The organism is Faucicola sp. SE7633, from assembly GCF_059264685.1.
Map to the genome: position 1 here is coordinate 20536 of NZ_JCADBW010000006.1, position 23150 is coordinate 43685.

The following is a 23150-nucleotide window of genomic DNA, read 5'->3' on the forward strand; positions in this document are numbered from 1 at the left end:
AGACACGCTGTGGTGTCAAATCTGGTGTCAAATTAAGTTAAATTGTACCAAACCAAGTCAGCTTACAAGCGCAAGATTTAGGCAAACCACAACCGCACAGGCATCGGCAAACCCGATTGATTGACCAAGTCAGCGTTTTGCCACACCAACAGCCGCCGCGCAAACAGATTGACCACCAGCGGCAATAGCTGATACTCCAAGCCATGCACGCGCTGTTGTAGCTGCTCAGCGTTGTCGTGCGGCGCGATGGGTGTGACTGCCTGCGCAATCACCGCGCCTGCATCAAGCTCACTGGTCACCATGTGTACACTACAGCCGTGCAGCCGCTCGCCTGTTTGTAGCACGCGTTGGTGGGTATTTACGCCTTTGTAGGCAGGTAGCAAAGAGGGGTGTAGGTTAATCATTGGCGCGTTCAGCGTTTGGCTGACCCCATCAATGAATAACGGTGTTAAAATCCGCATAAAACCTGCCAATACCACCAAATCAGGCTGCCAATCGCCTAAAACCGCAAGCGCGCGTTGCTCAAAGCCGACACGGGTGTATTTTTTGCCGTTGTCGTCGCGGTCGATGATGGCGGTTTGGATATGTGTTTGGTGCTGGGCATTGATCAGGCGCACCCGCTCAAGCGCGTAAGCATCGGCTTTGTTGCTAATCACGCCCACCAACGCAATCGGCAGCGCACCGGCTAGCATTTGGTCAATCAGCACCTGTAAATTACTGCCATTGCCTGAGACTAAGACGGCGACTTTCAATGGTGGGATATGCGGCATTTAATCAACTCAATCGGGTGGGATTTGGTGGTGTCATCAACCGTAACCGTTCGCGGTGTGAGGCGTTGGGCTAGGGCTTGTGACACGCGCAGATGGTCAAATGGGTCTTGGCAGATGGTGACAAGTTTTGTTGGTATATGGCAGTCATGGATGACACACTGCCACATAGCCTGCTGGTGTTGCAAACGCTTTAAAGTAAGCGCCAATAAATCATGAGCCATAGTTTTCAATGACGAATTTTACTTGACTAAAACCATGTCTTTGACAATAGCGTCTTTGGCCAAATCTTAGCGATACGTCACCGCATCATCCGCTCGCGCCACAATCGTACCCAGTAGCCATGCGGTTTCGCCATTGTTTTGCAGCACTTGCAAGGCGTGATCAGCGTGCTCAGCAGGCACAAGGATGACAAACCCCACACCACAGTTAAACGTGCGGTACATCTCGCTTGGCTCAATGTTGCCACGGGTTTGCAGCCAATCAAACACGGCAGGTAGCGTCCAGCTTTGCGTGTCAATGCTTGCTGCCAAATCGTCGGGCAGCACGCGCGGTAGGTTTTCGGTCAAGCCGCCGCCTGTGATATGGGCCATCGCATGGAGGTTGGCATTGCCTAAGGCTTGTTGTAAGGCTTGGATGGCTTTGACGTAGATTTTGGTGGGTGCCATCAATACGTCTTTTAGCGGCTTGCCGTCTAGCTGTTCGCTTGCGACATCCACGCCGCTGACCTCGATGACTTTGCGCACCAATGAGTAGCCGTTGGAGTGCACGCCGCTTGAGGCAAGCCCGATGAGTACATCGCCTTGCTGGACATTTTTGCCCGTGATGACTTCAGCCTCTTCGACAACACCCACGCAAAAACCTGCCAAATCGTAGTCGTCATCTTGGTACATACCGGGCATTTCAGCGGTCTCACCACCAATCAAGGCGCAGTTTGCCAAGCGGCAGCCCTCGCCAATCCCAGCAATGACGGTGGCCGCGGTATCAACATCCAGCTTGCCTGTGGCGTAATAATCCAAGAAAAACAGCGGCTCAGCCCCACACACCAACAAATCATTGACGCACATCGCGACCAAATCTTGCCCGATGGTGTCGTGCTGGTTGAGCTGCAAGGCTAGCTTGAGCTTGGTGCCCACGCCGTCAGTCCCTGATACCAGCAAGGGCGATTGGTAGCCTGTTGGAATGCGGCACAGTGCACCAAAACCGCCCAAACCGCCGACGACTTCGGGGCGGCTGGTGGCTTTGGCAACGGATTTAATGCGTTGTACCAGAGCGTCGCCTGCGTCGATATCAACACCTGCGTCTTTGTAGCTTAGTGAAGTGGGGGCAGAATTTGGCGTGTTGTGCGATTGGGTCATGGCAGGCTCGGATGGTTGGGTTGATGACAATAACCAAGAAAACTGACGGTGGGTGTAGGCCGCCGCGTAACACAACGTGCGCTTGTGCTACAAAGCCCATACGTTTGGGCAAGCCCTACTACAAATGGCTAACACGGCGTTACGCTACCTAAAAAAATTGTTTATCACTTAACAAAAAAATCAGTACAATAGCGCAAGTTTTTGCGGTGATATCTGACGGTTTTTGTCAAGCTTGCATGAGTTTGGTGCCGCGCCTTGTCAGTGCTGCGCTGGCACTGCGATGATAGCTGGCTGTGATAACGCGAATAACGCTGTTGGGCACGGTCAATCTTTGCGGCATTATACCCAAGTTCATGGCAAAATACCAACCTTATGCCCCGTACGCGGCAGGTTTTAGCCACGTGCCTTGCGGTTTATTTATCTGTTGTTCATCTGCCAAGGGGAGCTTATGCACACTCACTACCGTTTTTCCCAAGATCCGTTTTTTAAGCGCCTGTTTTATTTGGCGGCGATTGTTGTTGCAGGCTATGTGGTCTATCAACTCCAAACAGTGATTATGCCGTTTGTCGTGGCGTTCATATTGGCGTATTTGTTCAATCCTTTAGTACGCGTGTTACAAAATACGCTGCATTTACGTCGCTGGCTGGCGATTGTGTTGGTGTATTTGGGCGTGATTGGCGCTACGGTGGGCTTGTTGTGGTGGCTGTTGCCGATTGTTTGGGAGCAGCTACTGACGATTTGGGATTTTGTGCCCAAGGCAGTGACTTATTACAACCAAACCATACGCGGCTGGGTGTCTAGCAACACACCGCTGCGCTTGCCTGTGTTTCAGATGAAAGACATGTCGCGCGGCGTGCTTAGCTATTTGCAAAACAACTACAATTTTTCTGACGCAAGCTCACTGGCACTGAGCGTGTATAGCTCCAGCATGAGTGTGATTAATATCGCTGGGCTTGCCGTGCTGGTGCCGATTTTGATGTTTTACTTTTTGTATAACTGGGATGAGCGTTTGCTAGAATGGCAACACGCCATTCCAAACCGCTATTTGGGCAGCGTCTATACCATCGCCACCGAAAGCGACGAAGCGTTGATGTCGTTTGTCAAAGGGCAGCTGTTGGTGATGATTTTATTGGGCATAGTGTATGCCGTGCAGTTACAGATGATTGGCTTAAAGGTCGGTTTGCTGATTGGCATGGTGGCAGGCTTGGCAAGTTTTGTGCCGTATTTGGGCTTTGCGCTTGGGTTTGTCGCCTCGATTGCGGCAGGGATTTTTCAATTTGGCTTTGACTGGGTGCATATGGCGCTGATTGTCGGTGCGTTTATGGTGGGACAAATGGTTGAAGGCTATATTTTGCAGCCTTTGCTACTGGGTGATAAAATCGGGCTGTCGCCGATTTGGGTGATGTTTGCCGTACTGGCAGGCGCGGGGCTGTTTGGTTTTGCTGGTATGTTGGTTGCCTTGCCTGTTGCCGCCGTGCTCAACGTGTTTGCCCGTCATGCCTACATGGCGTATCGCAACAGCGAATTTTATCAAGGCAACCGCCAAATTCCGCTGTTTGAACAGCAGACCTTGGAGCAAGCCAAACGTGAGCAGCGTATCAAAGCGGCTGATGAAGCCGCTGCCAAGAAAAAAGGTGGCTGGCTCAATAAGCTCAACATCTTTAGTAGCAAAGATAGCTGATTTATCACCGCGCCCAAGGTGGCGGCACAGAACGACACAGACGGCGCAGCCATCCTAACAGCCGCTGCGCCTGTTTGTGCCAAATTTGTGTTAAAATAACGGTTTGTCCTCACGGGCAAGCCGTTTTTGTTTATCAAACCGCCTAAACGCTTAACAAAAGGTCGCCGATGTCTGAACTTGTCACCGATTTGTCGTTGTCTGCCCTCTCTACCCCACCATCTGCCCAATACGATGGGCTAAATTCTGCGCGCTTTCGCAAGCTGCAAAAAAAGCTGCGCAAATTGGTGTCGTGGGCGATTCGTGACTACAACATGATTGAAGATGGCGATATCGTCATGGTGTGTATCTCAGGGGGCAAAGATAGCTACACTTTGCTAGATATCTTGTTGTTTTTAAAGAAAATTGCACCGATTCACTTTGACGTGGTTGCGGTCAATCTTGACCAAAAACAGCCAAATTTTCCTGCCGATGTGTTGCCCAACTACCTCAATGAGCACGGCATCCCGTACTATATTTTGGAAAAAGACACCTACAGCATCGTCAAAAGTCTAGTGCCTGAAGGCAAAACGTACTGCTCGGCGTGTTCGCGGCTGCGTCGCGGCTCACTGTACGGCTTTGCCAAGCAAATCGGTGCAACCAAAGTCGCGTTAGGCCACCACCGTGATGACATCATGGCGACGTTTTTTTTAAATTTATTTCATGGCGGTAGCCTCAAAGCCATGCCACCTAAGCTACTGTCAGACGACGGGCAAAACGTCTTGATTCGCCCGTTGGCGTATGTTGAGGAAAAAGACATCATCAAATACGCGCGCTACAAGCAGTTCCCGATTATCCCATGTAACCTGTGTGGCAGCCAAGAAAACCTACAGCGCGCGGCAATCAACAGCATGCTGCGCGACTGGGATACGCAATTTCCCAAGCGGTTGGATTCGATTTTTGCCGCCTTGCAAAACGTCGCACCGTCGCAACTGGCCGACCGTGCGCTGTTTGATTTTGAGCATTTGACATTGGCGCGCGACAATACCATACGCGCGTTTGAAGGTGAGCACATTCAAGCAGGGCAGATTACGCCAGATTTGCAGCAAAAAGGTGTGCCCATCGCGCCTGCCGTGCAAACCTTTGACCCAAACACCAAGAACAACACGCCAAAGACGGTCAAAATCCCGACGATTAACCCGTTGATTTAAGGCGGTATTAGCTGAGCGCTAATTCTGCACTGACAGGCAAATGGTCAGACAGCACCGACCACGGCAAGCCCCGATGCACCCATGCGCGGCGCACCGTGAGGTTACGCACAAAAATCCTGTCCAAGCTTAGCACAGGCAGCGCAGCAGGAAACGTCGGCAATAGCCGCCCATGCGTTGCCAACAATGCCTCTTGCATACCGAGCGCCTCACCCAGCCGCCCATCTGAGCGTTTGCGCCAATCATTAAAGTCACCTGCCAAAATCAGCGGCTGCGCAGGGTCAATATCAGCAAGCACATACTGCGCAATCGCGTCGTATTGCTTAAAGCGGTCATTTTCTAGTAAGTTTAAATGCGCGCATAGCACCACAATCGGCACATCCCAGCCCGTGGGCGTGACCTCACAATGCAGCACGCCGCGTTGCTCCAAGCGATTGACCGTGATATTGACGTTGTGCTTGGGGTCAAGCGGATGGCGGCTTAGCACCGCATTGCCATGATGCCCGTGGCGGTATTCCGCGTTTTTGCCGTAGCTGTGCTGGTATTGCAAGAACTCGCCAAACAATTCATGTTGTGATTGGTCAGGAAATTCATTGAACTTCAGCACGCGCTTGAGATTTTGCCCCTGCACCTCTTGCAAGCACAAAATATCGGGATTGACCGCACGCAGCGCGTCAGCGATACCTTGCACTTTAACCAAGCGGTTTAGCGGTGACATGCCTTTGTGGATGTTATAAGTGGTGACGGTGATGGGGGCAACAGATGAGTCTATGTGTTGGCTGGGCATGAGGGTGGCTCTGATTAAGCTAAATTCGGTTATTGTAGCGGTTTTCGGGCGGATTTGGAAAAGGCGATTGCAATTTGTGCTAAATTAACCGCCATTTGCCTCTACACGCGCCGCCAATAAAAACACCCACCAAACTGTCGGTGGGTGCTTGATTTGGATGCCATTTAGGCACAGTATAGCAATATAAGAGCATTAGCGCCTAAACGGCCGATGATTAAATCATCCCAATCAGTAACGCGTAATCAATACGATAGGCGCGTGGTCATCCATACGGTCAGCCGGCATGAACACCACAGTCGCGCCGTTTTGGTTGGCAAGGTCAATGATTTCACCCACCGCATCATCGGTGACATTGGGTGAGTTCTCATCCGCTGTATCCACCACTTGTAGCGTTTGTGCGGCTTCATCAATACGTGCAGGCACGCGGTAGCCTGTGGTTACCAACAACGTTTGGGCATTGCCTGCAAAAACGGCGCGGTAGATTTCTTGTAAATCCGTGCGCACCATGTTCTCATTGCGTGCTTTTTCTAGCTCGCCTGTGGCAGCGGTGTAGCGCGTTTCGCGTTGCGCCTCAACCAACGCTTGTACCGCATCGATAAATGCTTGTGGATTGGCATCATCCATGTGGTCGATGTTGTCGATTTTACCTGCAATGATTGAAGGGTTATCGCAAACTTGCTCATACACGCCAAGGTTTTGGCTGTCTGCCATGACGAACACTGGTTTGGGCGCAATCCCGTGGATTTCTTGCATACTTTTGTCCACGCGATTAAAAAATTCTTTTAGGTACTTGTCATCGTCTGATGAGCCTGTACGGTCTGCCTTGCTGTTGGTTGGCAAGGTGGTATTGTGGATGGGAAAAGGGATGTTTCTCATAGCCTGCTGGCGCGCGCTGCCTTCTTTGATTTCTTTGACCAAACGCGCATCAATACCTTCAATCAAACGCGCAGAGTCACTGGTAACCACCAGCACATAGTAGTTCAATGATTGTGATAGGTTACGCATTAGGTCACGGGTAGCAAATTTATGACCAACGATGACGCGCTCAGGGGTATCAAACGGCAGGCGCAGCACCTGTGCATCGTCTGGGGTGGCAAAAATCGCCAAGGTATCAAGGTTGTAATTGTGGTCAATATCCGCAACTTGCGCCCCAATCGCGTCTAAAATCGCTTGGGCAGTGCGTTTGTCGTATTCCTCGCTGACGCGTTCTTCTGCCACTTTAAGTTGATTTTTTAGCGCGATCGGGTCTTGGTCGTTGTCTGGAAAAGTTCGGTGTGTTGGCACAAAAATACTAACCGCAGGGTTGCCCTGTGCTTGACGCAGTTGTTGTAGCGTGCCTTGCAAATCATCTACCATAAAATCTGCCATGGTTGTTCTCCTTATGTAAACTTAAAAAATTAAAAAAATAGGCGTATCTTACTCTCTTACTCGCTCTCTTACTCGCGTTTTATAATAAAAGTCCTATGATAAAAAATATTTAATTAATCAACCTGTTAAGATTTATTATAACCACAGTTTGATCGCAGGGGCATGAAGGTCATGGTAAGCGTTGATGGGCTTTATGTAAGCGTATCGCCTGAATTTATTTAAGAGTAAATTTTTGTTTAATAATTAGCCGTATTGGGTAAAGATGGACGACTTGTAAATCACGCTTTTGATACCATTTAACAGCCAAGTTTTGTGGTGCAACATCAACCAGCGTTTTAAATGGGGGATAATATGCGTTATCAGTCCAATCAGACCAAACGGCAATTTTTGGCAGGTGTCGCCTGTCCTAATTGTAGCGAGGTCGATAAAGTCGTGCAGGTGCGCGTATTTAGTCCCGTGTCTGATGAATACATCGAATGCACGGCGTGCGGGCATCAAGAACGCCGCCCAACGCGTGAGGATTTGGCAACCATCAAACAAGCTGACAACATTGACGCGACAGGTGTGGGTGTGGTGCGTTTTAAATCTTAATTGTTTTAAAAGTTTTTGCTTAATAGTGCTTATTGTAGGGTGCTCAGCGTAACTTAGGTAGATGCCGCTTATCTTGCAATTACTGCCTTTGCCGTTACGCGTTGTTTGCTTTTTTGTCAAGGTTTGTTATATTAGCTGGCGAGATTAACTTAATGCCCAATTTGCCAAACTTCAGCGAGCTTGTTGCCAAACTTCAGCGAGCTTGGCTCAACCCATTAGCCGCCCGTCGCCTTGTGGTCAAATCCTATGAAATGGTTAAAGCAGAAAAAAAAGCCCAATCCGCCCACGCAAATTTTATTGCGTAAAACAAAAGCGGTCAATCAAGCCACAACAGAGGTTGAACAAGGGCTACAGTTTGGACAAAACCCGTCTGCAGCCAAAACTAAACTGGCTAATCGCTCTGTTAAAGCATTATCAACGCCTCAGCTGACGTTGGCTAAACGCCAAAAACCCACCACCGCTACCACGACGCATACGACCCAGACCAGCACACCGCGCAGAGCATTGGCAAAAATTGGCGGCAAGTCAAAGATGCCGTGGCTGTATGTGCTGCCGCTGTTATTGGTTATACCTGCGTTATGGTATTGGCTAAATCGCGCGCCGCAAGCGCCTACCGAGCCTGTGTCTACAGCACCTGCACCCGTCGCCGCACCCAAAGCAAGCGCACCTGCCACATCAACGGCCAGCGCGGTAGCGATGGCACAGGCTGCCCGTGAGGCGGCAACCGCGGACGCATCTACCCAAATGGCGGAACACGTGCCAGAGGTAGCCAATGCAATCCACCTGATTACGCCTGAGGATATCCTCGCCCCTGCGATGCCGCAAGACCCAGCACTTGCCAAAGAAGAGCTTGACCGTCTTGATGAGCAGAGCAGTCAGCTTGCCGAGCAGCAGGCCATGATGAGCGAACAGCTTGACATGATGAATGAATTGAGCAATAAAAAAGCTGAGCGCATTCGCTTGCTTGAGCAGCGCATTGCCGAGCTAGAGCGTGAGCAAGAAGCGAGCAAATCCAGCCCTTAAACGACCCATGCCATGATCCACCTAAATTCTGTTGCCACCTTGTGGCAAGACCGCTACCAAGTGTTGGTATTGCCTGTGCCAACGTCGGGCATATTGCGCCAGCGCGCGTTACTCAAAAGCCAAGCGTTATACCCCAGCCATGCCAGTGCCTACCGCACAGCGTGCCAACGCAGTGAGCTACCGCTAGGCGGTGTGCTGGTGCATGATGTTGAGCGCGATTTGGCAGGCATGGGGGTAGACCCTGCGCTGTCTAAACCCAAATTTATCGTGGATTTGGCGGTGACTGAATTTGCCGAACACGCACCCCATCTGTCCGCGATTGAACAGACCTTGGCGGCATTTGCGCCAACGTTGTACGATTGGGCGCGTTATGATGGCATTCGGCGTGTGGCATTGCTTGCCAGCGATGAGGTGATGTTGCCCACGGCGACAACATTTGAAGATGCGGTTTTACCCTTGCTAAAAAAATACTTGCAGCCAACGCGCGCGCTGAATTTGTGGGTGTATCGCTAAGCGTTGGCTTATCACAGCGCGCTTTGTTAAAGGTTTCACCCAAAAAAAACCAGCCACATTTGGACTGGTTTTTTTTTGGATGTTTAAACAAGCATTATTGCGCACTGCTTGCATCCACCAAAGGGCTTTGATCCACGCCGCGCATGGTTAGTTTGATGCGCCCACGGTTGTCCACGTCTTGTACCAACACATTGACGATCTGACCTTCTTTGAGCACGTCGCTGACGTTGTCGATGCGCTCATCTGAGATTTGCGAGATATGCACCAGACCGTCAGTGTTGGGTAATACGGTGACAAACGCGCCAAACTCTGCCAATCGCGCCACTTTACCGCTGTAGATTTTACCAACTTCAACTTCAGCGGTGATGGCTTCAATTTTGGCAATTGCGGCACGGGTAGAGGCTTTGTTTTCACCAAAAATGCGAATCGTGCCGTTGTCATCGATATCAATCACCGCGCCCGTCTCTTCGGTGATTTGGCGGATGGTCGCACCCCCTTTACCAATCACGTCACGGATTTTGTCTGGGTCAATATCAATCACCGCAAAGTTTGGCGCGTGGGCGTTGATTTCTTTGCGGCTGGCTGCCAAGACTTCATTCATCGCATTTAGGATATGAATTCGACCGGCATGCGCTTGGTGCAAGGCTTGTTCCATGATATCGGCGGTGATACCTTCGATTTTGATATCCATCTGTAGCGCGGTCACACCGTTGGCCGAACCTGCCACTTTAAAATCCATATCGCCCAGGTGGTCTTCATCGCCCAAGATGTCTGACAACACGGCAAAGCGTTCACCTTCTTTGACCAGACCCATGGCAATGCCTGCCACAGGGGCTTTTAGCGGTACGCCTGCGTCCATCAATGACAAACTTGCCCCACACACCGATGCCATCGAGGATGAGCCGTTGGATTCGGTGATATCTGACACCACACGGATAACATACGGGAAGCGCTCACTGTCAGGCAACACGGCTTGCACACCACGCCGCGCTAGGCGACCATGCCCGATTTCACGGCGTTTAGGGCCGCTGTCGCGTCCTGTTTCACCGACAGAGTAACTGGGGAAATTATAATGCAACATAAAGTGGTCTTGCTTGGTGCCTGCCAAGGTGTCAATCAAATTGACGTCACGGGTATTGCCCAAGGTTGTGGTCACCAAAGCTTGCGTCTCACCACGGGTGAACAGGGCTGAGCCGTGCGTATAGGGCAACACACCCACTTGGATGTCAAGCGCGCGCACAGTTTGCAAGTCACGCCCGTCAATACGCGGCTTACCCGATAGGATGTTGTCACGGACCGTGCGGTATTTAAGCGTCTCATACAATTCGCCGATTTGCTTGACGTTTGCGTCATAATCCGCGCTTTGTGCATCACCTGCCAACGCGGTAATGGCTGCTTGCTCAATCTCTGCCAAGCGCGTATAACGCTCTTGTTTGTGGCTGATGGTATATGCCTGTGAAATCGCTTCAGAAAACTGGTCTTGCAGTTGTTGTTGCAACGCGGCATTGACCGCAGGCGCTTCAAAAGGGGTTTTTTGTACGCCAACAGCGGCGGCAAATTCATTGATGGCATCAATCACCACTTGCTGCTGCTGATGACCGTATAGCACCGCGCCCAGCATTTGGTCTTCGCTTAATTCTTTGGCTTCTGATTCAACCATCAACACAGCCGACTTAGTACCTGCCACCACCAAATCCAACGCGCTTTGTTTAAGCTCTTCATGGCTTGGGTTTAAGACATACGCATCATCAATCAAACCCACACGCGCCGCGCCAATCGGGCCACCAAACGGCGCTTGAGAAATCGCCAACGCTGCTGATGTGCCAATCATCGCCGCGATATCGGCATCATGCTGCTTGTCTGATGACAGCACGGTGGCGGTGACTTGAATTTCGTTGTAATAACCTTCGGGGAACAGCGGACGAATCGGGCGGTCAATCAGACGTGAGGTGAGCGTCTCATGTTCGCTCGGGCGACCTTCGCGCTTGCCATAGCCGCCGGGGATTTTACCTGCGGCGTACATTTTTTCTTGATAATTGACGGTCAAAGGAAAAAAAGACTGCCCCGGTGCGGCTTCATCTTTGACCACCACCGCCACCAACACACTGACGCCGCCCATATGCACCAACACCGAATTGGCCTGACGGGCAATGCGTCCCGTTTCTAGCGTCACCTGCTGGTTGCCGTACTGAAACTCTTTGGTAATCGTATTAAACATAATCATCCTATTTAAAAATTCTAAAACATTCAGCAATCGCTATGCCTCTAATGCTTGCCTTCTGCTGACAAAAACCAAGCATTAGAAGCAGTTTAAACCATTGCTGTGCACCCCAATGAGATGCGCGTGAAGCATTGGTCACCGACGTGGCCAACAGCTGTTTATTTTAACGTGTTTTATATGCAATAACCATTAAAAATTGTCAAGCGTTTGTGCCAATACGCTTAGATAATAAAACTGGCACAATAAAGCCAATAAAAAAGTGACCATCCCAACGGACAGCCACTTTTTATATCAGCGTTTTGGCAACACTTTGGCAAATACACGTGCCAATGCCGAATTAGCGACGCAAGCCCAATGCGCTAATCAAAGACGCGTAGCGATTGGCATCTTTTTTCTTTAAGTAATCAAGTAGCTTACGGCGTGAGTTTACCATACGAATCAAGCCACGGCGGCTGTGGTGGTCGCCTTTGTGGGCTTTGAAGTGAGGTTGCAAGTCATTGATACGAGCCGTTAAAAGCGCGATTTGCACTTCAGGAGAGCCTGTATCGTTTTCAGATTGCTTAAATTTTGCGATGATGTCAGCGCGATCTTGGTTGGTTAGCATAGTCATTCCTAATCAAGAGAAGCGAATGTGATGCAGGCTTACCACGCTTCTCGGGAGTAAACCTGTTTGCCCTGCCACCCAATTTGGCATTGGGCAAAAATAAGGGCGTTATTGTAGCAAAATTTTTATCATAAAAAAACCCCAATCTCAGATTGGGGCTTGTAGCACTGAACCGATTGATAACTTAGGGTGTTTGGTTACCAACAGGCTGTTTTGGCGTATCGCTGTCTAGCGCGCCCAGCTGCGCTTGTGGGGCAGTTACCACTTCATCAAGCGTATCAGGCTCAACTTCAGTGGTGGCAACAGATTCGCGGTTGAGATCAGCGTTCTCAACAAGTTGCTCTGCACGGTTTTGCAGCTCGTTGATGTCCATGGAGGTGGTCGGTTGCATGATAAAATCCTTTTTATTGTTTGCGGGTTGTCCAATCGATCCATTACGCCTTAAGCGCGTTGTCGATGGCGTCAGAAAAGTCTGGGATATCATCGGGTTGGCGGCTGGTGATGATGTTGCCGTCAATCACAACTGACTTATCTTCATAGGTTGCGCCCGCATTTTTCAAATCGATGGCGATGGTTTTGTAGGCGGTCAAACGTTTGCCGTCAGCGATTTTGGTATCCACAAAAATCCAAGGCGCGTGACAAATCGCTGCCACAGGCTTACCACTGTCCACAAATTGTTTGACAAATTGTTGGGCAGATTCTTTAAAACGTAAAGCATCGGCATTTGCGCCACCGCCTGGCAAAACCAGTGCATCATAATCGCTGACATTGGCATCGCCAATCAATAAGTCAGCGGTAAAGTGATCGGCTGGATCAGTGTGGTTAAGACCGCGTACTTGTTTGTTGTCTTGTGTGGTGATAAGTGTGGTTTCGTGACCTTTTTGTTGTAGTAGGTCGCGAGGTTGGGTGTATTCAACTTGTTCAAAATCGGTATCAAGCAAAAATGCAATCTTTGCCATGGTAGTTATCCTTATGATATGTCGTGATAAATTTATTTCAGTAATAAAGTCACTCAGCTGGCTGCTTAAAATCGCATAAATAAAAATTAACAGCCAAGGCTGATTGACTTTTCCGTTATATCATAAGCAATCACGGTGTTTTACAATACGAGTAAAGCGTGACAGTTTGTGTGGGAATATAAAAACTTGCCTAAGATTGTAGCGAGTTGTTAAACAAATGTAGAGCAGGACAGAGAAATCTTACACAATCTGCACCAATTTATTCGGCTGTAAGCGCCCATGACGCGCCAATTCGCCCAGCCCAATAAAAGTAGTGCCGCAATATAACCGCACGGTTTGTGGGCTATCGGCAGTATTTGGCTGGTTAAAAATTTTTGCAAACTGGCTGCGTTGGGCGTTTAGATTCAGCCGTTGCCCGTGGCGTACACGCGCAGTCTGCTCGGCATCAAGCGTTAAGACGGGTAAGGCCGTGACACAGGCATCAACGGGCAGCAATTTGGCGCAGCGCTCAGCCAAGCTCAATGCTTCAAAATCTGCCAATGTGATGGCATGGTCTAGGCGAAAGTTGCCTGTTGCTGTGCGTCGCAGGGCAGTCAAATGCCCCAACGTGCCCAACGCGCGCGCGATGTCTTCACCCAGCACGCGCACATACGTGCCCTTTGAACACGTCACGGTTAGGGTTAAGGTGTCAGCGGTGGGCGCGTGCAACGCAAGGGCATCAATCGTAATCGCCCGTGGCGTGCGCTCGACTTCAATACCTTGGCGGGCAAGTTCGTACAGTTTTTTGCCGTCTTGCTTGAGCGCGGCATACATCGGCGGCGTCTGCAGCTGTTCACCACAAAACTTAGCCGCCAGTGCTGTCAAATCGATTTGCGACCAATCGGGTAGGGCAGCGCGCTGGATCACTTGTCCATCCGCGTCACCCGTGTCAGTCTGCGCGCCGAGTTGGATAGTCGCTTGGTAGGATTTGACCGCAGTAAGCTGATAATGGCTAAACTTCGTCGCCTCACCCAAGCAAATTGGTAATAGACCTGTCGCCATGGGGTCAAGCGTGCCCGTATGCCCTGCCTTACGGCTGTCATGACTGGGAGACTTAAGCAACCATTTAACACGGCTGACCGCCTGCTGTGAGGTCATGCCTTGCGGTTTATCCAGCAGTAACACACCGTTTACGGGCGTTTTTTGGGCATTTAAAGCAGTTTGCACCATGTAGCAACACTCATGACTCATCGGATGTTTGGTTTTGCTCGCTGCTTTGTACCGCCTGTGATATCAAGTTGAGCATGTGGTTGGTGTTGGCGGTCACTTCATCGTAATGAAAACGCAAGCGCGGTGTGGTGCGGGTTTTTAGGATATGGCTAAGCTCTGTGCGCAAAAATCCTGCGGCATTGTTGAGCACGGCAAGGCTTTCTTGATGAAAATCTTTTGCCATCGCATCGCTCATATCGCGTTCCATCACAGTGACATAAATATCGGCGTAGCCTAAGTCGGGGCTGATTTTTACCCCCGAAATGGTCACAAGGCCTGTCAGCCGTGGGTCGTTGATTTCATCACGAATCAACACGGCAAGCTCACGCTGGATTTGGTCGGCAAGGCGTTGTAGGCGTTGGTTCATGGTATCATCCTTATGATAGATTTGGTGAATTGACTTAAAAACAGCATGACATCGCTAAATAGTGTAACCAAATTTGCCGCGTTAGACTGTAGCGTAACGTAAGCCAATGCTTGATTAGATAAAAACGCATCATAAAAAACAAAACGGTTTAAACCAATACCAGCGTTTAAACCGTCGTATAGTTGGGCTAAAAAGGCTTATAGGGTGCGTTGAACCTCGTGGATTTCAAACACCTCGATTAAGTCACCGACTTGTACCTCATAACCTTTGACCGCCAGACCACATTCCATGCCTGCGCGCACTTCTGTCACGTCATCTTTAAAGCGGCGCAAGGACTGTAATTGCCCCGTGAAGATGACTTGGTTGTCACGCAAGACGCGAATTGGCTTGTTGCGGATAATTGTGCCTTCGGTCACCATACAACCTGCGGCCGCCCCAAAGCGGCTAGAGTGGAACACTTCACGCACCTCAGCAATGCCCAAAATCTGCTCACGATGCTCAGGCGCAAGTAAACCACTCATTGCTGCCTTGACATCATCAATCAAGCCATAAATCACACTGTAGTAGCGAATATCGATACCTGCCTCATCGGCTTTGCGCTTGGCTGCACTGTCCGCGCGTACGTTAAAGCCCAGTAGTACCGCTTCGCTGGACTCTGCCAGCACCACGTCAGATTCAGAGATAGGGCCGACACCTGATGAAATCACTTTAACCTTGACTTCATCGGTCGAAAGCTCATCAAGCGCGGCTAGTAAGGCTTCAAGCGAACCGCGCACATCAGTTTTCAAAATGAGATTGACGCTTGGTAGCTTGGCCTCGCTCATTTGGTCAAACAAGTTTTCTAGGCGCATTTTGGCTTGGCGTTCTAGTACGCGCTCACGCTCACGCACGGCGCGGTAGTCGGCAACTTCACGCGCGCGTTTTTCATCACTCACGACCAAAAACTCACTGCCTGCCGCTGGCGTGTCGGGCAAGCCCAAAATCTCAACAGGAATTGAAGGCCCTGCGGATTTGACTTTTTTGCCGTTTTCATCGGTCATTGCGCGCACACGGCCATAAAACTCACCTGCCAAGACCAAGTCGCCTTGGTTGAGTGTGCCTTGTTGAACCAACAGGCTAACCACCGCACCGCGGCCGCGTTCAAGACGTGACTCGATGACCACCCCTTGTGCCGCACCATCTGTGGGCGCTTCAAGCTCCATGACCTCAGCTTGTAGCTCGATGGTTTCAAGCAAGTCGTCAATGCCTTCACCTGTCAAAGCCGACACACGCACCACTGGCGTATCACCGCCCCATTCTTCGGGCACGACTTCTTTGGTGGTCAGTTCGTTGAGCACGCGATCGGGGTCAGCACTGTCTTTGTCGATTTTGTTAATCGCGACAATCAGTGGCGTACCTGCGGCGCGCGCATGGTCGATGGCTTCGGCGGTTTGTGGCATCATGCCGTCATCGGCTGCCACCACCAACACGACGATATCGGTAGCCTTAGCACCGCGTGAACGCATGGCCGTAAAAGCTGCGTGCCCTGGGGTATCCAAAAAGGTAATCACGCCGCGGTCGGTCTGCACGTGGTACGCACCGATGTGCTGGGTGATGCCACCTGCCTCACCTGAGGCAACCTTGGTTGAGCGGATTTTATCCAGTAACGATGTCTTACCGTGATCAACGTGACCCATGATGGTAACAACAGGCGGGCGTTTTTGTACATTGCTGCTGCGCTCATCAACGGCTTCACGCAAGGAGTCTTCCACCTGTGTTGAGCTCACCAAGATTGGGTTGTGTCCCATTTCTTCCACCAACAAGGCGGCCGTTTCTTGGTCGATGGCTTCATTCTCGCGCACCAATTCGCCCATTTTCATCAAGGTTTTGACCACTTCGCGCGCTTTAATTGCCATTTTTTGCGCCAAGTCAGAGACAACGATACTCTCACCAATCTCAACATCATGCACAATGCGATCAACAGGTTTTTCAAACTTGTGACGGTTGGCTTGGGATGATTTAAGCGCGCGGCTACGGTTTCTGACTTCATTTTCACCGTCTTCATCACGGCGGCGACGGCGGTTGCGGTTGGCATTGCCTGAGCTACCGCGTTTGATTTCACGGCGTTCTTGCTCAAATGAATCCTCAAGCGCAGCACCGACCAAGCCTTCTGCCAACGGCTCGTCTTTACGCACCACGGCCGTGGTGGCTACCTCACTGTCCGCGTATTTGCTGGCCATTTGGCGCATTTGCTCAAGCGTGCGTTGCTGCGCCGCTTCAGCAGCCTTGCGGCGGTTTTCTTGCTCGATGTCGCGCAGGCGCTGCTCTTCGGCTTCACGGGCGCGGCGCTCGGCATCGGTTTCTTTTTTCGCAGCAGGCTTGTTGGCCGTAGCGGCTTTTTTGGCAGGTTTTTTAACCACGATGACTTCAGTCACCACGCTGTTGCCTTTTTTGACCACCACGCTGGTTGATTCGATGCCCGATTTTTGCGTGTCGCCTGCGTTGGCACGCATGGCGGCAAGGGTGGCTTGCTGACGTGCTTCGGCTTCGCGCTGTGCTTGTTCTTTGGCCGCTTTTTCTGCGGCGGCTTTTTCGGCCGCAAGACGGGCTTTTTCTGCGGCGACTTTTTCGGCCGCAAGACGGGCTTTTTCTGCGGCGGCTTTTTCTGCCGCTTCTTTGGCGGCCTGCTCGCGCGCGGCTAGCTCTTCTGCGATTTTTTGTGGGTCAGGCTTGTCAAAGACCATTTTTTTACGAACTTCAACATTGACGTTTTTGGCTCTGCCTGATGTGCCCGTCACTTTAGCGGTGGAGGTGGTTTTGCTTTTTAGGCTGATACGGGATTTGTTTTTTTGCCCGTGGCTTTGCTGCAAAAACGCAACCAGCTGCTCTTGTTCGTGTTCGGTGACGATGTCGTCGTCGCCACGCGCAGACAGCCCCGCACTGACAAGTTGCTGCTTGATGATGTCAGTGGTGGTTTTGGAAGCGGCTGCCAGTTGTTTGACGGTTTTATCTGCCATTCATTCACCTTTATTTTTAAATGTGTTAAGCGCGGTTAAGCGGATAGGTTAGTGCTAAGCGTGGTTTATGGTCATACGTCAAATTTAGTCAAACCACGTTTCACGGGCTTTCATGATGAGCTCGCCCGCGGTTGTTTCATCCAAACCGTCGATATCTTGTAAATCAAAAATTGCTTGTTCGGCCAAATCATCCACTGTGATGACATCGCGCGCGGCAAGCTGATACGCCCATGCCGGGGTCATGCCTTCGAGTGCCAACAATTCGGCGCTTGGTTCTTTGATGTTTTGCTGTTTTTGCAATTCATCGGCAATGACGGCTTCTTTGGCGCGTTCTTGAATTGCGTCAATCGCATCATCGTCTAGCCCGTCGATGTCATAAAACGTTTCGGCAGGTACATACGCCACTTCTTCAAGCGTTGTAAAGCCGATATCCACCAATGCCTGTGCCAGGTCTTCATCGACTTCCAAACGATTATAGAACAAATCGCGGTACGCTTTGGTTTCGTTCTCAATCTGTGCGTTGTACTCGTCTTCAAGCAGCATATTAAGACGATAGCCTGTTAGCTCAGAGGCTAGGCGCACGTTTTGCCCTTGTGAGCCGATCGCGCGCGCCAGTTGGTCATTGGTGGCAAAAATGATATCCGCCGTTTTGGTGTCTTCATCCAAAATAATGCGGTCTACATCGGCAGGCTCAAGGGCGCTGATGATGTATTGCACAGGGTCATCTGACCACACAACGATATCAACGCGCTCACCTTCAAGTTCTTGTTGCACCGCTTGAATGCGCGTGCCACGCATACCGATACACGCACCGACGGGGTCAATACGATGTTCTTTGGTTTTGACCGACACTTTGGCGCGTAATCCCGGTTGGCGAGCGACGTCTTTGATGTCAATGATTTGCTCGGCAATCTCAGGCACTTCTTTTTGTAGCAGCGCGGTAAGCATTTGTGGCGCGGTGCGTGATAAAACCAATTGTGCACCACGGTTATCACGATTGACTTGGGTCAAAATCGCATTGACACGCGCTTTGGTGCGCAGTGTTTCACGCGGTAAGGTGTTTTCTTTGGGCAAATAGCCTTCGATGTTATCGCCCAAATCAATGATATAGCCATCACGCGCAGGTTTTTTGACCTCACCGACAATCAGCTCACCGATACGTGGCTCAAATGCATCAGCAACCAAGGCACGTTCTGCTTCACGGATTTTTTGAATGATTACTTGTTTGGCTTGGGTGGCAGCAATTCGCCCAAAATCAATCGATTCGATTTGCTCTTCTTTGATATCGCCGATTTGCCATTCATTGGGGTCAAGGTCGCTGATTGCCAGTTGGCAGGCAGGCATTTCGTGGTCTTCATCTGCCACTACAGTCCAATAGCGATAGGTGTCATAATCACCCGTTTTGCGATCAATGTGCACGCGTAGGGCAACCTCGGGCTGCTCACTGTAAATCTTTTTTTTGGTTGAAACTACCAGCGCCTGTTCAATCGCCTCAAAGATATCCTCAGGGCTTAGACCTTTTTCGTTACTGACGGTTTCTACAACCGTTAAAATTTCTCGATTCATATTGTCACCTATTGCCCAATGGCAGGTAGTATGGTCAGGTTTTGACACACTACCCACACAGGATGAAAACTTAAAACCAACAATCGCTTAACAAGCTATTAGTCATCAAAACTATATACCAAATTCGCTTTATCAATATTGTCAAGACGAATGGTATAATCATGCGGATTGGTATGGGGTTCAGCAGTCACGACCAAATCGTGCTCACCGATGCTTTTAAGCGCGCCTGTCACCTTACGGCGTTTATCGCTACCTGTACCAATCGCTTGGATTAAACGCAAGCTTAAAGTTTGCCCGATATAATCGTGCAACTGCTCGGCATAAAAAAAGCTGCGATCAAGCCCTGGTGAAGACACCTCAAGCAAGTATTCACCTGCAATGGGATCATGAACATCAAGTACACCGTTAATTTGGTGTGTGACCGCAGCGCAGTCCTCGATTGTCACTTGCTTGCCTTGTGCTTTGTCCTCAGGCGTTGCCTCGATAAATACGCGCAGCAAGGAGCGCCGCCCTTGCGGCACAAACTCAATACCCCACAACGCAACATCACAAGCGGTCACCGCAGGCTCAATCATTTGCGTCAATTCCGCAACTTTGCTTGATAACTTCATAGCTGATAAAATTTAAAATACTGAGAAAAATTAATCTGTGGTGTAGGCAAACTTGCAAAAATCTGTATAAAACGCTGCATTTTACAATCGACAAATACAAAAAAACCCACAATCTGATGGGTGGGCTTCAAAAAAATCCAGCGTCCAACTTGGCTTACGCCAATCTTATATTATACCATCAACCAGTAAAATATAAGCTAAAAGTGGTAGCGGGGGCTGGATTTGAACCAACGACCTTCGGGTTATGAGCCCGACGAGCTACCAGACTGCTCCACCCCGCATCAATTTAGGCTGCCTATTATACGGATATCATTTGGCTTGTCAATACCTTTTGCTAAAAAATTTAGCAAATATCCCATAAATGGCTTGGTGCGATTGGAGGGACTTGAACCCTCACGCGTAAAGCACTACCCCCTCAAGATAGCGTGTCTACCAATTCCACCACAATCGCAAATCAGCTAAGCCTGACCTGTGCCAAGCTTGGTAAGTAGGCGAAGTATTTTAACAAAACTTTGTCAGAATGCAAGCAAAATATGCGGCCTTGCGCAATTAAGGCGCAGGTGTTGGGCGGGTTGGGGCAGCAGGCACGGTCTTGGCAGGTGTCACCCCACTGATATCAAGCGTACGGCTGTCAAGCGCTTGTTGTTTGGCAAATACCGCCAGTGTCAAACTGGTGATGAAAAAAATCGCCGTCAAAATCGCCGTGGTACGGGTCAAAAAGTTTGCCGTGCCTGCCGCACCAAAGACTGTACCCGACGCACCACCGCCAAATGATGCCCCTGCATCCGCGCCTTTGCCATGCTGAATCAAAATCAAACCAATCATGGCAATCGCCACAATGATATGAAGGGCTAAAATTGCATTGTACATACGCTGTTAAACTCGCCGTCGCTTGTGAGGGGTGATAAGATAAAACGCATTATTATAGCCAAAATTTGCCAAAATCGCTAAGCAAATGCTTGGATAATCTGATAAAAACTTGTTGCATCCAGGGACGCACCACCCACCAACACCCCTGCCACATTTTGCGCTTGGGCGAATGCGGCGGCATTGTCAGCTTTGACGCTGCCACCATACAAAATTGGCGTATCGGCTAGGTTTTGGTGGTAGGCGGCTAGCGTAGCCTTGATAAAACCGTGAATGGCGCTGACTTGCTCGGGGCTTGCAACCTGCCCACTGCCAATCGCCCAAACAGGCTCATAAGCAATCAAAAAGCGCGCTGGGGTAGCCGTCTGGTGAGCTTGCTGGACATCGTTTAGCACGGCAAGTTGTTGCGCCAATACACTTTGGGTTTGTCCTGCTTCAAACTGCGCTTGTGTCTCACCCACGCACAGCACCACGCCTAAGCCTGCCTGCTGGGCGTGGGTGATTTTTTGTGCCAAGATGGCATTATTTTCGCCAGCGTATTGGCGGCGTTCAGAATGCCCGATAATCACCCACGCCACGCCAATATCTGCCAACATTTGTGCGGAGATATCGCCTGTAAACGCGCCCATATCGGGGCTATGGGCACAAATATCCTGCGCCGCAAGACCAATCGGAGTGCCCTCAAGTTGTTGTCCAACCTGTGCTAGATGCACAAAACTTGGCGCAACGATAACTTGCATGGCATCTGGGATGGCATGGGCATTTTGCTGCAGTGACCGCGCAAGCTCAGACGCGGCAGATGGGCTGACAGGATGCATTTTCCAATTGGCGATAACCCAAGCGGTGGGTTGAATGGCAGAAATAGACATACAGACTCACTTGATGATTCATTTTAATTCGACTTAAAATAACAGCACAGCAAAATCAGGGCGATAATGGCTATTAAGAGTATAGCAATAAATGGCGTATTGTAACATTATTTGTCCAATTGTACGGTACAATTTATTGGCGTGTTGTTGATTGGCCAAATATGCACACCTTGTTTGACAAATTTTTATGCTAAAATAAGGTGTTAAAGCCAGTTTTTTTACGCCTATTATTTTTAGCCTATTTATTTAAGAAACCTTTGCACGAACAAATGCACAAAAGTTTGTAAAAATGATATAATACAGTAAAATCAACCAGATAGCAAAAGACACGAATATGGCATGGAAACAAACAGGGCAACTGTCCCTAGCAGACAGTCTCATTAACGCTCACAAAGCCATTGAAGAGCTTGATGAACTACACGACCTTATAAACTGGCAAACTATCGAACACACTCTACGCCACGTCCATAGCAGTGAACGTGGTGAAAGTGCCTTTCACCCAGTCATCATGTTTAAAATCTTGTTACTACAAAAACTCTATAACCTATCTGCCCCAGCCATGGAAAAACAGCTAGCACGAGACTTACTATTTCGTCGCTTTGTTGGATTATCACTTACCGATAACGTACCCGACCACAGCACCATCTGGCGATACCACAAACACCTAGGTGAACTTGGACTCATTGAACCCTTATTCAACCAAATCAATGAGCAACTAGCCGAGCAAAACATCATCATCAAAGCAGGCAGTGTTAGCATCATTGATGCCAGTATCGTTGAAGCCAAAAACAAACGAGCTAAAAAAGGCAAACATACCAACAATACCCAAGACAGACAAGCTGCCTACGTCAGTAAAAAAGACAGTACAGGGACACTCAAAACCACCTATGGCTATAAAATCCATCTTAACTGTGATGAAGACAGCTTTGTCAAAAAAGTTCAAACCACCCCTGCTAATGTCCATGATTCACAATGTTTTACCACGCTTTTAACAGGTGATGAATCTGCCGTTTACGCCGACAGTGCGTATAAAAGCCAAGCCCATGACGACTATCTTGCCGAGCATGAGCCGCCTATCAACAATCATATCCATGATAGGGCATGGCGTAATACACCACTTACTAAAGAGCAGAAACATACCAATACCCAAAAGAGCCAAACCAGAAATACGGTAGAACGGGTATTCGGTCATTTTAAATTGCATTATGGGATGAGCAAGGCTCGTCACCTTGGGTTAATGCAATTTCATACCAGTACTTTGCTTGCAAGCATAGTGCATAATTTAAAAACTGCCCTAGGCTTGAAGCGAAAATATGGGGTCGCTTAGGGTTATTGTGTCTATCGGTTGGTAAAACTAGCCAATAGACGTTAATTTACGGCAATTTAGGAGGCTTTTATGCCAATTCGGTGACTTTCTTCACTTCTTTAACACCAATTCCAGTTTTTAGTTGAGTTTGAAATTGGTGTCGAGAGATGGTCGCTGGTTTGTGCAAAGGTCTCTTTAAATATTTAAAATATGCTAAATATCCAAATCGACCGTTAAACGGTATGGGTTTAACGGTCAAACCAC

At 49.6% G+C, this 23150-nt stretch carries 21 protein-coding genes and 2 tRNA genes; 6 read left to right on the top strand and 17 right to left on the bottom strand.

The features are described 5' to 3' along the window. Window positions 1-77: 77 nt before the first annotated feature. Together purN and purM are read right to left on the bottom strand one after the other, a co-directional pair. A complete protein-coding gene (gene purN / locus AC5L4R_RS03620) occupies window positions 78-770 on the bottom strand; it encodes a phosphoribosylglycinamide formyltransferase (RefSeq protein ID WP_494472716.1) in 693 nt (230 codons plus the stop codon). A 287-nt stretch (window positions 771-1057) separates the two neighbouring features. After that, entirely contained in the window at window positions 1058-2125 is a 1068-nt protein-coding gene (gene purM, locus AC5L4R_RS03625) for a phosphoribosylformylglycinamidine cyclo-ligase (RefSeq protein WP_494472717.1), read from the bottom strand. Window positions 2126-2573: 448 nt separating this feature from the next. Between purM and AC5L4R_RS03630 the strand changes: the two genes are divergently transcribed. Continuing rightward, window positions 2574-3806: an AI-2E family transporter gene (locus AC5L4R_RS03630; RefSeq protein ID WP_494472718.1), complete on the top strand. Its 1233-nt coding sequence runs from the start codon at window positions 2574-2576 to the stop codon at window positions 3804-3806. 167 nt (window positions 3807-3973) lie between these two features. Continuing rightward, a complete protein-coding gene (gene ttcA / locus AC5L4R_RS03635; protein WP_494472719.1) occupies window positions 3974-4993 on the top strand; it encodes a tRNA 2-thiocytidine(32) synthetase TtcA in 1020 nt (339 codons plus the stop codon). A 7-nt stretch (window positions 4994-5000) separates the two neighbouring features. On the opposite strand, the gene AC5L4R_RS03640 is transcribed toward ttcA, so the two are convergent. Together AC5L4R_RS03640 and AC5L4R_RS03645 are read right to left on the bottom strand one after the other, a co-directional pair. Beyond that, window positions 5001-5777 (bottom strand): endonuclease/exonuclease/phosphatase family protein, encoded by a 777-nt coding sequence (locus tag AC5L4R_RS03640; RefSeq protein ID WP_494472720.1) that lies wholly within the window; start codon window positions 5775-5777, stop codon window positions 5001-5003. A gap of 228 nt (window positions 5778-6005) precedes the next feature. Then, window positions 6006-7145 (bottom strand): AOC03_06830 family ribosome hibernation factor, encoded by a 1140-nt coding sequence (locus AC5L4R_RS03645; protein WP_494472721.1) that lies wholly within the window; start codon window positions 7143-7145, stop codon window positions 6006-6008. A gap of 339 nt (window positions 7146-7484) precedes the next feature. Between AC5L4R_RS03645 and AC5L4R_RS03650 the strand changes: the two genes are divergently transcribed. The 3 genes from AC5L4R_RS03650 to AC5L4R_RS03660 all read left to right on the top strand — a co-directional run bounded on the left by AC5L4R_RS03650 (window position 7485) and on the right by AC5L4R_RS03660 (window position 9272). Next, a complete protein-coding gene (locus AC5L4R_RS03650) occupies window positions 7485-7736 on the top strand; it encodes a YheV family putative metal-binding protein (protein WP_494472722.1) in 252 nt (83 codons plus the stop codon). A gap of 246 nt (window positions 7737-7982) precedes the next feature. Beyond that, window positions 7983-8759 (top strand): hypothetical protein, encoded by a 777-nt coding sequence (locus AC5L4R_RS03655; protein ID WP_494472723.1) that lies wholly within the window; start codon window positions 7983-7985, stop codon window positions 8757-8759. A gap of 12 nt (window positions 8760-8771) precedes the next feature. Further along, window positions 8772-9272 carry a hypothetical protein gene (locus AC5L4R_RS03660; protein WP_494472724.1) on the top strand — a complete coding sequence of 167 codons (501 nt, stop codon included), beginning with the start codon at window positions 8772-8774 and terminating at the stop codon, window positions 9270-9272. Between the two features lie 94 nt (window positions 9273-9366). Here AC5L4R_RS03660 and pnp read toward each other — a convergent pair whose 3' ends face one another. The 13 genes from pnp to tpiA all read right to left on the bottom strand — a co-directional run bounded on the left by pnp (window position 9367) and on the right by tpiA (window position 21580). Continuing rightward, the gene (gene pnp, locus AC5L4R_RS03665; protein WP_494472725.1) at window positions 9367-11496 is read right to left on the bottom strand and encodes a polyribonucleotide nucleotidyltransferase; all 2130 of its coding nucleotides are present in this window, start codon (window positions 11494-11496) and stop codon (window positions 9367-9369) included. A 334-nt stretch (window positions 11497-11830) separates the two neighbouring features. Beyond that, on the bottom strand, window positions 11831-12097 hold the full coding sequence (gene rpsO / locus AC5L4R_RS03670) for a 30S ribosomal protein S15 (protein WP_494472726.1): 267 nt from the start codon (window positions 12095-12097) through the stop codon (window positions 11831-11833). Between the two features lie 184 nt (window positions 12098-12281). After that, window positions 12282-12488, bottom strand: coding sequence for a hypothetical protein (locus tag AC5L4R_RS03675; RefSeq protein ID WP_494472727.1), 207 nt, complete (start codon window positions 12486-12488; stop codon window positions 12282-12284). Window positions 12489-12531: 43 nt separating this feature from the next. After that, window positions 12532-13056 (bottom strand): type 1 glutamine amidotransferase domain-containing protein, encoded by a 525-nt coding sequence (locus AC5L4R_RS03680; protein ID WP_494472728.1) that lies wholly within the window; start codon window positions 13054-13056, stop codon window positions 12532-12534. Window positions 13057-13296: 240 nt separating this feature from the next. Then, window positions 13297-14265 carry a tRNA pseudouridine(55) synthase TruB gene (truB, locus tag AC5L4R_RS03685; protein WP_494472729.1) on the bottom strand — a complete coding sequence of 323 codons (969 nt, stop codon included), beginning with the start codon at window positions 14263-14265 and terminating at the stop codon, window positions 13297-13299. 10 nt (window positions 14266-14275) lie between these two features. Then, a complete protein-coding gene (locus AC5L4R_RS03690; RefSeq protein ID WP_494472730.1) occupies window positions 14276-14671 on the bottom strand; it encodes a ribosome-binding factor A in 396 nt (131 codons plus the stop codon). A 197-nt stretch (window positions 14672-14868) separates the two neighbouring features. Further along, window positions 14869-17667 (bottom strand): translation initiation factor IF-2, encoded by a 2799-nt coding sequence (gene infB, locus AC5L4R_RS03695; protein WP_494472731.1) that lies wholly within the window; start codon window positions 17665-17667, stop codon window positions 14869-14871. 84 nt (window positions 17668-17751) lie between these two features. Beyond that, complete coding sequence (nusA, locus tag AC5L4R_RS03700; RefSeq protein WP_494478030.1) at window positions 17752-19233, bottom strand: transcription termination factor NusA; 1482 nt, start codon at window positions 19231-19233, stop codon at window positions 17752-17754. Between the two features lie 98 nt (window positions 19234-19331). Beyond that, window positions 19332-19844 (bottom strand): ribosome maturation factor RimP, encoded by a 513-nt coding sequence (gene rimP / locus AC5L4R_RS03705; protein ID WP_494472733.1) that lies wholly within the window; start codon window positions 19842-19844, stop codon window positions 19332-19334. A 204-nt stretch (window positions 19845-20048) separates the two neighbouring features. After that, a tRNA-Met gene (locus tag AC5L4R_RS03710) sits at window positions 20049-20125 on the bottom strand. A gap of 86 nt (window positions 20126-20211) precedes the next feature. Continuing rightward, window positions 20212-20295, bottom strand: a tRNA-Leu gene (locus AC5L4R_RS03715). Window positions 20296-20393: 98 nt separating this feature from the next. Continuing rightward, on the bottom strand, window positions 20394-20714 hold the full coding sequence (gene secG, locus AC5L4R_RS03720; protein WP_494472734.1) for a preprotein translocase subunit SecG: 321 nt from the start codon (window positions 20712-20714) through the stop codon (window positions 20394-20396). A 77-nt stretch (window positions 20715-20791) separates the two neighbouring features. Beyond that, on the bottom strand, window positions 20792-21580 hold the full coding sequence (gene tpiA, locus AC5L4R_RS03725; RefSeq protein ID WP_494472735.1) for a triose-phosphate isomerase: 789 nt from the start codon (window positions 21578-21580) through the stop codon (window positions 20792-20794). 334 nt (window positions 21581-21914) lie between these two features. Here tpiA and AC5L4R_RS03730 point away from each other — a divergent pair, with 334 nt between their 5' ends. Beyond that, window positions 21915-22907 carry an IS5 family transposase gene (locus AC5L4R_RS03730; protein WP_494472736.1) on the top strand — a complete coding sequence of 331 codons (993 nt, stop codon included), beginning with the start codon at window positions 21915-21917 and terminating at the stop codon, window positions 22905-22907. Window positions 22908-23150 lie beyond the last annotated feature (243 nt).

Bases quoted from the DNA above. Each gene is read 5' to 3' on its own strand.
- purN (WP_494472716.1), bottom strand. From the start codon at position 770: ATGCCGCATATCCCACCATTGAAAGTCGCCGTCTTAGTCTCAGGCAAT.
- purM (WP_494472717.1), bottom strand. From the start codon at position 2,125: ATGACCCAATCGCACAACACGCCAAATTCTGCCCCCACTTCACTAAGC.
- AC5L4R_RS03630 (WP_494472718.1), top strand. From the start codon at position 2,574: ATGCACACTCACTACCGTTTTTCCCAAGATCCGTTTTTTAAGCGCCTG.
- ttcA (WP_494472719.1), top strand. From the start codon at position 3,974: ATGTCTGAACTTGTCACCGATTTGTCGTTGTCTGCCCTCTCTACCCCA.
- AC5L4R_RS03640 (WP_494472720.1), bottom strand. From the start codon at position 5,777: ATGCCCAGCCAACACATAGACTCATCTGTTGCCCCCATCACCGTCACC.
- AC5L4R_RS03645 (WP_494472721.1), bottom strand. From the start codon at position 7,145: ATGGCAGATTTTATGGTAGATGATTTGCAAGGCACGCTACAACAACTG.
- AC5L4R_RS03650 (WP_494472722.1), top strand. From the start codon at position 7,485: ATGGGGGATAATATGCGTTATCAGTCCAATCAGACCAAACGGCAATTT.
- AC5L4R_RS03655 (WP_494472723.1), top strand. From the start codon at position 7,983: ATGAAATGGTTAAAGCAGAAAAAAAAGCCCAATCCGCCCACGCAAATT.
- AC5L4R_RS03660 (WP_494472724.1), top strand. From the start codon at position 8,772: ATGATCCACCTAAATTCTGTTGCCACCTTGTGGCAAGACCGCTACCAA.
- pnp (WP_494472725.1), bottom strand. From the start codon at position 11,496: ATGATTATGTTTAATACGATTACCAAAGAGTTTCAGTACGGCAACCAG.
- rpsO (WP_494472726.1), bottom strand. From the start codon at position 12,097: ATGCTAACCAACCAAGATCGCGCTGACATCATCGCAAAATTTAAGCAA.
- AC5L4R_RS03675 (WP_494472727.1), bottom strand. From the start codon at position 12,488: ATGCAACCGACCACCTCCATGGACATCAACGAGCTGCAAAACCGTGCA.
- AC5L4R_RS03680 (WP_494472728.1), bottom strand. From the start codon at position 13,056: ATGGCAAAGATTGCATTTTTGCTTGATACCGATTTTGAACAAGTTGAA.
- truB (WP_494472729.1), bottom strand. From the start codon at position 14,265: ATGGTGCAAACTGCTTTAAATGCCCAAAAAACGCCCGTAAACGGTGTG.
- AC5L4R_RS03690 (WP_494472730.1), bottom strand. From the start codon at position 14,671: ATGAACCAACGCCTACAACGCCTTGCCGACCAAATCCAGCGTGAGCTT.
- infB (WP_494472731.1), bottom strand. From the start codon at position 17,667: ATGGCAGATAAAACCGTCAAACAACTGGCAGCCGCTTCCAAAACCACC.
- nusA (WP_494478030.1), bottom strand. From the start codon at position 19,233: ATGAATCGAGAAATTTTAACGGTTGTAGAAACCGTCAGTAACGAAAAA.
- rimP (WP_494472733.1), bottom strand. From the start codon at position 19,844: ATGAAGTTATCAAGCAAAGTTGCGGAATTGACGCAAATGATTGAGCCT.
- secG (WP_494472734.1), bottom strand. From the start codon at position 20,714: ATGTACAATGCAATTTTAGCCCTTCATATCATTGTGGCGATTGCCATG.
- tpiA (WP_494472735.1), bottom strand. From the start codon at position 21,580: ATGTCTATTTCTGCCATTCAACCCACCGCTTGGGTTATCGCCAATTGG.
- AC5L4R_RS03730 (WP_494472736.1), top strand. From the start codon at position 21,915: ATGGCATGGAAACAAACAGGGCAACTGTCCCTAGCAGACAGTCTCATT.